The 1,279-nt window shown below is 50.3% G+C and carries 1 tRNA gene and 2 rRNA genes; all 3 read left to right on the top strand.

The annotated features are described in order from the left end of the window. Positions 1–278 (top strand): 16S ribosomal RNA (locus tag CG67_RS13840); the annotation flags it as partial. An 86-nt stretch (positions 279–364) separates the two neighbouring features. After that, positions 365–440, top strand: a tRNA-Glu gene (locus CG67_RS13835). A gap of 192 nt (positions 441–632) precedes the next feature. Further along, positions 633–1,279: ribosomal RNA gene (locus tag CG67_RS13830) — 23S ribosomal RNA — on the top strand; the annotation flags it as partial.

Here is a 1,279-nt window from a genome sequence, read left to right as displayed (position 1 = left end):
CGCGAGAGCAAGCGGACCTCATAAAGTGCGTCGTAGTCCGGATTGGAGTCTGCAACTCGACTCCATGAAGTCGGAATCGCTAGTAATCGTAGATCAGAATGCTACGGTGAATACGTTCCCGGGCCTTGTACACACCGCCCGTCACACCATGGGAGTGGGTTGCAAAAGAAGTAGATAGCTTAACCTTCGGGAGGGCGTTTACCACTTTGTGATTCATGACTGGGGTGAAGTCGTAACAAGGTAACCGTAGGGGAACCTGCGGTTGGATCACCTCCTTACCTGAAGATACACTCCCGCGTAGTGCTCACACAGATTGTCTGATGAAAAGTACAGAGCAAGGCGTCTTGCCGAAGCAGACTTCAGTGTCCCCTTCGTCTAGAGGCCCAGGACACCGCCCTTTCACGGCGGTAACAGGGGTTCGAATCCCCTAGGGGACGCCACTTGCTGGTTTGTGAGTGAAAGTCACCGGCCGATATATCTTAAAGATGACTTACGAGTCATGTTTAAGATATTGCTCTTTAACAATACGGAACAAGCTGAAAATTTGAAAACAATGAATAACGTTAAGTTATTCAGAGTCTCTCAAAAACTTTTACGATTCAGAGTCGTTGCAAGACGTCTGTGGGTTGTGAGGTTAAGCGAATAAGCGTACACGGTGGATGCCCTGGCAGTCAGAGGCGATGAAGGACGTGCTAATCTGCGATAAGCGTCGGTAAGGTGATATGAACCGTTACAGCCGACGATTTCCGAATGGGGAAACCCGGTGCACTCAGTGCATCATCGTTAACTGAATACATAGGTTAACGAGGCGAACCGGGGGAACTGAAACATCTAAGTACCCCGAGGAAAAGAAATCAACCGAGATTCCCCCAGTAGCGGCGAGCGAACGGGGAGGAGCCCGGAACCATCATCAGTGTGTGTGTTAATGGAAGCGTCTGGAAAGTCGCACGATACAGGGTGATAGTCCCGTACATGAAAATGCACGCATTGTGAGTTCGAAGAGTAGGGCGGGACACGTGGTATCCTGTCTGAATATGGGGGGACCATCCTCCAAGGCTAAATACTCCTGACTGACCGATAGTGAACCAGTACCGTGAGGGAAAGGCGAAAAGAACCCCGGCGAGGGGAGTGAAAAGAACCTGAAACCGTGTACGTACAAGCAGTGGGAGCACCTTTTAGGGTGTGACTGCGTACCTTTTGTATAATGGGTCAGCGACTTATATTCTGTAGCAAGGTTAACCGTATAGGGGAGCCGCAGGGAAACCGAGTCTTAACTGGG

The sequence above is a fragment of the Tatumella sp. UCD-D_suzukii genome, from assembly GCF_000611875.2.
GTDB classification, from domain to species: domain Bacteria; phylum Pseudomonadota; class Gammaproteobacteria; order Enterobacterales; family Enterobacteriaceae; genus Tatumella; species Tatumella ptyseos.
This window is presented reverse-complemented; position numbering and strand designations above follow the sequence as displayed.